Origin of the sequence: Nitratireductor aquibiodomus NL21 = JCM 21793 (assembly GCF_000615975.1) — a bacterium.
Taxonomy (GTDB): domain Bacteria; phylum Pseudomonadota; class Alphaproteobacteria; order Rhizobiales; family Rhizobiaceae; genus Nitratireductor; species Nitratireductor aquibiodomus.
Genome location: NZ_BAMP01000125.1, coordinates 1 through 9,814, shown reverse-complemented (window position 1 = coordinate 9,814; position 9,814 = coordinate 1). Strand labels below are relative to the sequence as shown.

7 protein-coding genes and 3 pseudogenes are annotated in these 9,814 nt (G+C 62.8%); 2 read left to right on the top strand and 8 right to left on the bottom strand.

Going from position 1 to position 9,814, the window contains the following annotated elements:
• Nucleotides 1-297, bottom strand: a pseudogene (locus JCM21793_RS29850) (hypothetical protein); the annotation flags it as partial.
• 177 nt (nt 298-474) lie between these two features.
• On the opposite strand from JCM21793_RS29850, the gene JCM21793_RS21480 reads away from it, so the two are divergent.
• Nucleotides 475-1,470, top strand: coding sequence for a KpsF/GutQ family sugar-phosphate isomerase (locus JCM21793_RS21480; RefSeq protein WP_007008565.1), 996 nt, complete (start codon nt 475-477; stop codon nt 1,468-1,470).
• 44 nt (nt 1,471-1,514) lie between these two features.
• Here the strand turns inward: JCM21793_RS21480 and JCM21793_RS21475 are convergent, their stop codons facing one another.
• The 4 genes and pseudogenes from JCM21793_RS21475 to JCM21793_RS27610 form a co-directional block, all read right to left on the bottom strand.
• Nucleotides 1,515-1,976, bottom strand: coding sequence for an NfeD family protein (locus JCM21793_RS21475; RefSeq protein ID WP_007008566.1), 462 nt, complete (start codon nt 1,974-1,976; stop codon nt 1,515-1,517).
• 4 nt (nt 1,977-1,980) lie between these two features.
• The gene (locus JCM21793_RS21470) at nt 1,981-2,940 is read right to left on the bottom strand and encodes an SPFH domain-containing protein (RefSeq protein WP_007008567.1); all 960 of its coding nucleotides are present in this window, start codon (nt 2,938-2,940) and stop codon (nt 1,981-1,983) included.
• A 210-nt stretch (nt 2,941-3,150) separates the two neighbouring features.
• Nucleotides 3,151-4,214 (bottom strand): annotated as a pseudogene (hemH, locus tag JCM21793_RS27615) (ferrochelatase).
• 129 nt (nt 4,215-4,343) lie between these two features.
• A pseudogene (locus tag JCM21793_RS27610) lies at nt 4,344-6,325 on the bottom strand (5'-nucleotidase C-terminal domain-containing protein).
• Nucleotides 6,326-6,543: 218 nt separating this feature from the next.
• Here JCM21793_RS27610 and JCM21793_RS21455 point away from each other — a divergent pair.
• Nucleotides 6,544-7,053, top strand: coding sequence for an OsmC family protein (locus tag JCM21793_RS21455; protein ID WP_025031674.1), 510 nt, complete (start codon nt 6,544-6,546; stop codon nt 7,051-7,053).
• Here the strand turns inward: JCM21793_RS21455 and modC are convergent.
• Genes modC through modA form a run of 3 tightly spaced genes read right to left on the bottom strand, consistent with a single transcriptional unit; the run spans nt 7,028 to nt 9,576 of the window.
• A complete protein-coding gene (gene modC, locus JCM21793_RS21450) occupies nt 7,028-8,149 on the bottom strand; it encodes a molybdenum ABC transporter ATP-binding protein (protein WP_025031673.1) in 1,122 nt (373 codons plus the stop codon). The genes JCM21793_RS21455 and modC overlap by 26 nt on opposite strands.
• Nucleotides 8,146-8,829: a molybdate ABC transporter permease subunit gene (gene modB / locus JCM21793_RS21445; protein WP_025031672.1), complete on the bottom strand. Its 684-nt coding sequence runs from the start codon at nt 8,827-8,829 to the stop codon at nt 8,146-8,148. Before modB ends, modC begins: the two co-directional genes overlap by 4 nt.
• A gap of 9 nt (nt 8,830-8,838) precedes the next feature.
• Nucleotides 8,839-9,576 (bottom strand): molybdate ABC transporter substrate-binding protein, encoded by a 738-nt coding sequence (modA, locus tag JCM21793_RS21440; protein ID WP_025031671.1) that lies wholly within the window; start codon nt 9,574-9,576, stop codon nt 8,839-8,841.
• Nucleotides 9,577-9,814 lie beyond the last annotated feature (238 nt).

The window sequence follows — 9,814 nt, the reverse complement described above, 5'->3', positions numbered from 1 at the left end:
GCTCGCGCTCGACGGCGGTGGATGGCGCCCGGTTGAGCGTTCGTTCTCGGTCTCGGCCGGCTCGGCTGGGCCTGGTGTCGCCGGCTCGTAACGCGGTGACGGAAGCCCGGTTTCAGCCGTGCTCTGGATGGATGATGTGATATCCGTTTCGGAGACGAGACCGCGCAGGCCTTCGGCCTGCTGCGCTTGCGCGGCAGCGGGTGTCAATGCCGTGAGACATGGGGCAATGAGGCACGGGGTAATCAGACACAGGCCGAGTGCGGTCGACCTGTACCATCCGCGTATGCGGGAACCCACTCTGACACCGGGACGAGACATACAGATCCAGACTATCAAGACGCGCCATGATTATGCTTACCGAAATCTAAAGCTCCATGGTTAACGGAAGGTTGAGCCTCGTCGCGTTATCCTCCGTCACTTGCCTGTGAACAATCTGAATGGACAGCAGGTCATCAAGGCGGTAAGGGCAGTGCCATGCTGAAAGACTCTTCCATGAACATCGACCGGAAAAGCGTTGTCGCTTCCGCCGTTCGCACGCTTGAAACGGAACGCGCGGGCCTGAAGGAACTGGCCGAAGCCCTCGACAACGGACTTGCCGACCCCTTCGCGGAGGCGGTGCGTATCATCGCCGGGATCAAGGGACGGCTGATCGTGACCGGCGTCGGCAAGAGCGGCCATATCGGCTCCAAGATCGCCGCTACACTCGCTTCGACGGGAACGCCGGCGTTCTTCGTGCATCCGGCGGAGGCCAATCACGGCGATCTCGGCATGATCGGGGATGACGACGTGATCCTCGCCATGTCATGGTCGGGCGAAACCACGGAATTGCACGGCATCGTCGCCTATGCGCGGCGCTTTGCCATCCCGATCATCGCCATCACGGCAGGCAAATCATCCGCGCTTGCACGGGAGGCCACGGTCGTTCTCGGACTGCCGCGTGCGCCCGAAGCCTGCCCGCACGGGCTCGCGCCCACCACGTCGACGGTTCTGCAACTGGTTATCGGCGATGCGCTGGCGGTGGCGCTGCTTGAAGCGCGGGGCTTCACGGCCGATCATTTCCGCACGTTTCATCCCGGCGGTCAGCTCGGCGCGAAACTGACACAGGTGCGCCAGATCATGCATTCGGGCAGTGAACTGCCGCTTGCCAGCAGTGGTGCGCTGATGCGCGAAGCCATTCTGGAAATGACCCAGAAAGGGTTCGGCTGTGTCGGTATTACCGATGCGGACGGTGTGTTGATCGGGATCATCACCGATGGCGATTTGCGCCGCCACATCGACAGCGAGCTTCTTTCCATGACGGTCGATCAGGTGATGACGCGCAATCCGAAAACCATCGGGCCGGAAACACTGGCGGAAAGCGCGCTGCAGGTTGTCAATTCCTCGGCCATCACCACGCTGATGGTGGTTGAAGACGGCAAGCCATGCGGCGTGGTGCATCTGCACGATCTGCTGCGCATCGGCGCTGCCTGATCAGGCGGGAACACATGCTTTGGCCGGTCTGACCGGCCAATTCGTCAAACCGCTTCCACGCGCAAGGTGCCAGCGTCCACCGAAGCGACCCTGACACGCGTGCCTGCCGGCAGTTCGGGCCCCGCGACACGCCACAGGGTGTCGTCAAGCCGGATACGGCCGAAGCCGTTCTCGATGGCTTCCTCGAGCGTTGCCGTGCGTCCGACGAGCTGCTCCCTGCGACGATTGAGAAGCGGTTGGTCGGTTTCTTCGTTGCGGCGCGAATCCATAAGGCGTTTGCCGGCATAGGCCGAGATCAGCGAGAGCGCCAGGAAAACCAGAACCTGCACCTGCCAGCTCCAGGCCGGCAGGTCCCACAATTGCAGCGAAAGCGCGCCGGTCAGAATGGCGGCGATACCGATCCAGAGCAGGAAGACACCGGGTGCCAGAATCTCGGCTGCAAGAAGCACGAAGCCAAGCAGCATCCAGTTCCAGGGGCCGAGTTCCGCGACAACATGCTCGATCATGGCGCTACTCCTGCGACGGTCCCGTGCGGGGCGGACGGGCCGATGAGACACGGTTTGACGGCGCCTGCGGTGTGCTGCCTTCGCCAAACACTTCGCGCGCGATTGAACCGATGCCGCCCAGCGAGCCGATCAGCGAGGATGCCTCGAAAGGCATGAGAACGATCTTGTTGTTGCTGGAGGAGCCGATGGTGGCCAGCGCTTCGGTGTATTTCTGCGCGACGAAGTAGTTGACGGCCTGTACATCGCCGGCGGCGATGGCTTCCGAAACGACCTGGGTGGCGCGTGCTTCGGCCTCGGCGGCACGCTCGCGTGCCTCGGCATCGCGGAAAGCTGCCTCGCGGCGGCCTTCGGCCTCGAGAATCTCGGCCTGCTTCAGGCCTTCCGCCTCCAGAATCTGCGCACGCTTGTTGCGCTCGGCCATCATCTGGCGTGCCATCGATTCCACGAGATTGGCCGGCGGATTGATGTCCTTGATCTCCACACGGGTCATCTTGATGCCCCATGGGCTGGCTGCGTCATCGACAATCCGCAGAAGCTTTTCGTTGATCGCATCGCGGTTGGACAGGAGTTCATCAAGGTCCATGGAGCCCATGACGGAACGAATGTTTGTCATGGTCAGATTGAGGATCGCGTTCTCGAGACCGGAGACCTGATAGGCTGCCTCGGCGGCGGTGAGCACCTGGTAGAAGGCAACACCGTCGACGGCAACAATCGCGTTGTCACGGGTGATGACTTCCTGGGTGGGAACGTCGAGCACCTGCTCCATCATGTTCATCTTCGCGCCGACGCGATCGATGAAGGGGACAATGAGATTGAGGCCGGGCGTGAGCGTTTTCGTGTAGCGACCAAAGCGCTCTACGGTGAAGTTGAAGCCCTGCGGAACGGTCTTGATGCCGGCAAACAGCAGGAGCAGGACAAGGACAACGAGTACTGGAATGATGAAGTCAAAACCGGAGAAAGGCATATTCGGCTCCTGGGACCGCTTCAGCGGGGCATGAGTGACACGCGGGCGTGCAGTTTAGGGCACTGCGCCACGATGTGAATAGAAAGACCACGGATCGCACCACCACGGAAACAGACTGCACGGAGGCAGAGCCTGTTTCCACAGCAAGTTGCATCGCGGTGCATATGCCTCGCCAAATATGACGTGCCTGTGGCAAGGCGGGGTCCGATCCTACAACCAGCCAGAAAGCTCGCGCCGTACAAGTGTCTCGATCACGGCCATGCCCTCATCCGCGTCGTTGAGACAGGGGATATGTGTGAAATTCTTGCCGCCGGCTTCATGAAAAATCTCTCCGGCCTCACCGGCGATCTCTTCAAGCGTCTCCAGACAGTCGGACACGAAGCCGGGATTGAACACGGCGATGGATTTGACGCCCTCTCTGGCGAGCTTTTCAACGGTCTTGTCGGTATAAGGCTGGAGCCATTCTTCCGGGCCGAAGCGTGACTGAAAGCAGGTCATGAGTTTCTTCTCGTCCCAGCCGAGGCGTTCGCGCAGGAGGCGGGTCGTTTTCTGGCAATGGCAGTGATAGGGGTCGCCGCGCCTGAAATAGCTTTGCGGGATGCCGTGATAGGAAGCGATGACGACTTCCGGCTCGAAATCCAGGCTCTCAAGGTGCTTTTCGATGGAGCGGGCGAGCGCCTCGATATAGACCGGCTCGTCCTGATAGGAGGGCACGGTGCGGATGGCCGGCTGGAAGCGCATCTTCGCAAGCGCTTCAAAGAATTTGTCGTTCACCGTTGCGTGGTGGTGGCGGAATATTGCGGGTAGAGCGGGAACATGACGATGCGGTCGCAGCCGCGTTCCATCAGGCTCTTTGTCACCGTTTCGATGGAGGGCTGCCCGTAGCGCATGGCCCAGTCGACAATGACATGCTCATGCCCCGTCAGCGCCTGGGCGAGTTTTTCGCCCTGTGAACGGGTGAAGGTACGCAGCGGCGATTCATTGCGCTCATGGTTCCAGATTTCCGCATAAGCCGCGCCTGACTTTTTCGGCCGCGTGTTGAGAACGATGCCGTAGAGGATCGGATACCAGATCGCTTTCGGCCATTCGATGACGCGGGGATCTGATAAAAACTCCTTCAGATATCGCCGCATCGGCGCGTAGTCGGTTCCGTCTGGTGTGCCGAGATTCACAAGCAAAACGCCTACCTTGCCGACGCGGACAGGTGGGTGTTCTGCGGGCAGCGGGCCAATGGCCTTTGCCGCTTTTGGGTCGATTTTCGTGGGGAGATTCATGCTTTGGCTCCGATCATGCAGGGGAAGCTAGCGAAGCCGGGCAGGTTTTCAATGGAGCGCGTGGCCGCAGGGGCGAAAAAAAGAGCCCCGCCGGGTGGCGAGGCTCCGTGAAGCTCTGGAAGCGACCGCTCAGTTTGCCGATGGCAGGTTGAGTTCCATGCCGACGTCGATCCGGTTGGGATTGATCTGCGGGTTGGCTTCCGCGATCGCGCGCCATTTGGCCGGATCGCCATAATGTGTGCGGGCGATCTCCCAAAGCGTGTCGCCGCGTGCGACGGTGTGGGTTTTCTTCTCGCCCTCCATGGCTTCACCGGCCTCTTCAGCAGCCTTGTCCGCCATTTCCTTGGCGCCTTCAGCCATGCTTTCGACGGCGTCGCCCGCCTTTTCAACGGCCTCTTCGATCGCTTTTGGTGCCTCGCTGGCAATCGTTTTCGACATCTCCGGCAGATCGGGGGTTGTGGCCTCGGTCTCCGCCCCTGCAACGCTCGCCTCGACCATCGTGATGCGGCCGTCAATGGCTGGCGTATAGGGGCTGTTTTCGGCCAGATAATCGGCAAGAACCTGTTCAAGCCCCGGGCCGTAATCATAGGCGTTTTCGGCATTCTCCGCGAAGAGCCTGTAGCCATCGCCGCCATTGCGCATGAAATTGTTGGAGGCAATGGTGTAGGTGGTGCCCGGGTCGATCGGAGCCCAACCGTCGCCGTCCTTCACCTCGACGGACTTGATGCGGCCTTCGCCGGGAGCGACGGACGGATCGAAGCTGTAACGCAGGCCGGAAACCTGCGGGAAACGGCCGGCACCTTCCTCGATCTGGCTTACGCCGCTTTCCAGCGAGGCGACGACATCGGCGCCCTTCAACTGGAAGGTGGCAAGCGTGTTCTGGAAGGGCAGGACACCCAGCACTTCACCCATGGTGACCTCGCCGCCATCGATGGAGGCGCGCAAGCCGCCGCCATTGGTGATGGCGAACTGCACGCCCTGATCGGCAGTGCGCGCGACCATGGCGTCGGTGACGAGATTGCCCATCTCGCACTCACCGGCGCGGCAGGTCTCGCGGCTGCCATCGACGGGGGCTGCCGTTTCGGCGACGATCTTGTTCTTCAGTTCCTCGATGGGGCCGGCCAGTTCCTTGACGAGGGCGACAACGGCTTCGTCCTTGGCAACGGAAGCATCGATCAGCTTGACGTCGCCGGTGGCGGCGGTGACGACACCTTCGTCACTGAAGGTGAGCTTCAGTTCGCCCAGATACTTGGAATAGGACGCGGCCTGCACCACGGGCACCTGATGGCCGTCGGGATTGTCAACCATGGTCGGGTAGGGGCCTTCGGCACCTTCGACCGTGTTGGACAGGAGCGTATTTGAGTGGCCACCGACGACCACGTCAACGCCGGGGATTTTGGCGATGGCCTCAAGGTCGCGCGGATAGCCCACATGGGTGAGCGCGATGACCTTGTTTGCGCCTTCGGCGGTGGCAGCTTCGACGGCTGCGGTGATGCCGGCCACATCCTCGATGATGGAGACGTTTTCGCCGGGCGAGGAAAGCTCCGCCGTGTCATTGGCGACCGCGCCGACAATGGCGATCTTCTCGCCGCCGACATCAAGGATGAGATATTCCTTCACCCGGTCGCCAAGCGCGGAGGCTTCCTTGGCCTTGACGTTGGAGCCCAGCACGGGGAATTCGACCTTGTCGAGGAAGGTGGCGAGGCCATCTTCGCCATCATCGAACTCATGGTTGCCGACGACCATGCGTCGGTCTTCATGAGGTTCAGGAACTCGGCTTCGGCGGCACCCTTGTAGGTGGTGTAGAAGAGCGACCCCTGAAAATTGTCGCCGGCGTTCAAAAGCAGAACGTTTTCGCCTTCAAGCGCCTTGCGGGACTCGGCCACGGCGGTGACGAGCCGGGCAGCACCGCCAAAGCACTCGCCAGCTTCATCGTCTTCCGGGGAGCAGGTGGAATCGTATTTGTTGATTGGCTCGATGCGGCTGTGCCAGTCGTTCATGTGGAGAATGTTGAGCGTGTAATCGGCGAAGGCCGCGCCGGCGCTCAGCGTCAGTGCCGATGCGGTCAGTGATGCAAGGGCAGGGCGCTTTCTGAAGATCGATCTGTTCATTGTAACTTCTCCCGAATGGCTCTTTTGCGGTCTCTACCGCCGCATTGTGACGCCGTTTTAAAGGCTGTCCGGGCCGCATGTTTCCACCGGCTTGCAAGCGATGCAAGTGAAACTTGGGTGGCGGGCGGGAAGTTCGCGGCGCGTGCTTATGGTGCTATTCTGGGCGATGCTGAAGAGCCTGAACAGGTCAGGATCTAACCTCAGGGAAGGTGAACGCCATGGACGCTGCAGAACTGCGCGCCATTCAGGCGCCGATCAAGAACCGCTATCGCGGCGAGCCGGGCGCAGCCCTCATCACGCTTCACGCCAGAGGCGCGCTCGACGATCAGAATATTGCCTGCAAGGTGGAGACCGGCCGTGCGATGGCCATTGCAGGACTGCACCCGGCGACGGGCGGAACGGGGCTGGAGCTGTGCTCCGGCGACATGCTTCTGGAGGCGCTGGTCGCCTGCGCGGGCGTGACGCTGAAGGCCGTGGCCACGGCGCTGGAGATACCGCTTCGGGCGGGCGTGGTTTCAGCCGAGGGCGATCTCGACTTTCGCGGCACGCTGGGCGTGGTGAAGGATGCGCCGGTGGGTTTTGCGGAAATCCGGCTGTCCTTCGATCTCGACACGGATGCATCGCAGGAGCAGCTCGATCAGCTTCTGAAGCTCACCGAGCGTTACTGCGTGGTCTACCAGACGATTGCGAACGGCCCTTCGCTCAGCGTGGCGATGACGCGGGTGTGAGCCCGCCGCGCGGGCTTTCGATGCGCGCCATCTCGACGGAAACGGCCTTGAGCAGGGCGTGGACCCGGCTGCCCGGCTGAAGGCCGAGCGCATCTGCCGACTTTGCCGTGATGCGGGCCAGAAGCTGCTGCCCGCCAAAGCCGAGCGCGACGGTGGCGAATGCGCCGTCGCGGCGAATTTCCTCGACAATTGCGGGAAGCTGGTTGCGGATGGAGAGCCCGTCATGGGGCGCATTGGCGATGGCGACATCGCCTGCCCGCACGCGCAGCCGCACCGTCATGCCGGGTGCGAAACCGTCTCCGGTCAGCTCGATGCGGCCTTCACCAAGCGCGATGACGGCGGTGTGGTAGGCGGGGTTAACATCCGTGATGCGACCCTCAAGGATGACGCCGGCCTCGTCGGGATCGCCGCCGGCGGCAAGGCCGAGACGGGCGAGGATGGCGGCGGCGGGGCCACTGTCGGAAACGCGTCCGTTTTCGATCAGCACGACCGTGTCGGCCAGACGCGCGACCTCGGACGTTTCATGGCTTACATAGAGGATGGGAATGCCGGCCTCGGTGCGGATCCTCTCCAGATAGGGCAGGATCTCGTTGCGCCGTGCCTTGTCGAGCGAGGAGAGCGGCTCATCCATGAGAAGCAGTGCGGGGTCGGCAAGCAGCGCCCTGCCGATGGCGACGCGCTGGCGCTCTCCGCCTGAAAGCGTGGCGGGTGCGGCGTCGAGACGGTCTTCAAGGCCGAGCAGGGCCACCACTTCATCGAAGCCGCGGGAGGCCGGACGGCGACCGGCCCAGCGGGCATAGGTGAGGTTTCTGCGCACCGACAGATGCGGGAAGAGGCGGGCGTCCTGAAAGACGAAGCCGATGCCGCGTTTTTCCGGCGGGAGGTTCGTGCCCCTGGCCGAATCGAACAGCGTGTGCCCGCCCGCCACGATGCGCCCCGACTGCGGACGGGCCGTGCCCGCGATCATCTTCAGGAGCGTGGATTTGCCCGCGCCGGATGGCCCGAACAGGGCGGTGACGCCTGCGCCGGCCTGAAAGGCGGTTTCGATCTCGAACCTGCCGGCGCGGCCCCTGATGTCTACGTATAGAGCGGTCACGCGCGTCCTCCGGTGGTGAGCCTGCGGGCCAGATATTCGGACGCGACGATGGCGGCGAGCGCCAGGGCGACGGCGATTGCGATGAGGCGAAGGGCGGCGGCGTCGCCGGATGGCGACTGCAGCAGCGCATAGATGGCGAGCGACAGGGTCTGCGTTTCGCCGGGAATGTTTGAGACGAAGGTGATCGTCGCCCCGAACTCGCCAAGCGCCTTGGCAAAACCAAGCACGGCGCCGGCAATGACGCCCGGAAGGGCGAGCGGCAGGGTGACGGTGAAGAACACGGTGAGACGCGATGCGCCGAGCGTGCGCGCGGCCTCGCCAAAGCCCTGATCCATGGCTTCCAGTGACAGGCGGATCGGCCGCACGAGGAGCGGAAACGCCATGACGCCGGCGGCGAGCGCGGCACCTGTCCAGCGGAAGGCGAAGCTGATGCCGAACAGGTTTTCAAAGAGCTGGCCAAGCGGACCTTTGGAACCGAACAGGATCAACAGGCCATAGCCGGTGACAACCGGCGGCAGCACGAGCGGCAGGGTGACCAGCGCCTGAACGACACCCTTTCCGGGGAACTCCCTGCGGGCCAGAAGCCAGGCGACTGCAAAGGCCGGAACGAGCGCGCAGAGGATGGCGGTAAACGCCACCCTCGCGGACAGGAGTATGATCGAAAGTTCGGTCTCGCCCATGTCGGCAGTCTATTCCGTAGCTTCGGAAAAACCGAGATCGGTGAAGATCGCGCGGCCGGCCTCGCTTTTCAGGAAGGCGAGGAAGGCTTCTGCGCTTTCGGCTCCATCCTTCGTGGCGGCGGCGGGGTAGAGGATCGGCGCGTGGCTGTCTGCCGGGAAGACATAGGCGCGCACCAGATCGCCGGCGGCTTTCTGGTCCGACCCGTAGACGATGGCAGCTTTCACCTCGCCACGGCTGGCAAGCTCCAGCGCCACGCGGACGTTTTCACCGAACACGGCGTTCTTTTCGACGTCTTTCCAGAGGTCGAGGTTTTCGAGCGCCGTGCGGGCATATTTGCCGGCGGGCACATGGCTCGGATCGCCCATGGCGAAGCGTTCGTCGAGCAGGGCGTCGGGGCTCTCGACCGGTTCGGTGCCTTCGGCGGCTGCGATGACGAGATTGTTGCCGGCGATGATGATCTCGCTGTCGGCGCGGACCAGATCGCGCTCGACCAGATACGCCATCCAGTCGGTGTTTGCGGAGATGTAGACATCCGCCGGCGCACCGGCCTCGATCTGGCGGGCGAGAACGGAACTGGAGGCAAAGGAGACGACCACTTCGTCGCCACCGGCTGCCTGATATTCGCGTGCGGCGCGCTCAATGGCATCCTTCATGCTGGCAGCGGCGAAGACGGTGAGTCTTTCGGCGGTAGCCGCCGTGGAAAGAGACGCGAGGAGGACGAGGCTCACAAGAGCACGTTTGAACATGGAACCACCATAGGTCATTGGCGCGGACGGGTGCCGCGCGCCGGTCAACGGGAATGCATGGTGGTCAGGTCTGGACATTCGCGCCCCGAATGCCGCCCGAACCTTGGGACAGAGGCAGCCATCACGCGCTGCCCGGACCGGATATTAGGAGGGGCGTGACGGCGGGGTCAAGGGAGGATGGGGCAAAGCGTTGGGGATGCGGGCGCGTGAGGTGGTGGGCATCTTGGGAATGCCGGTG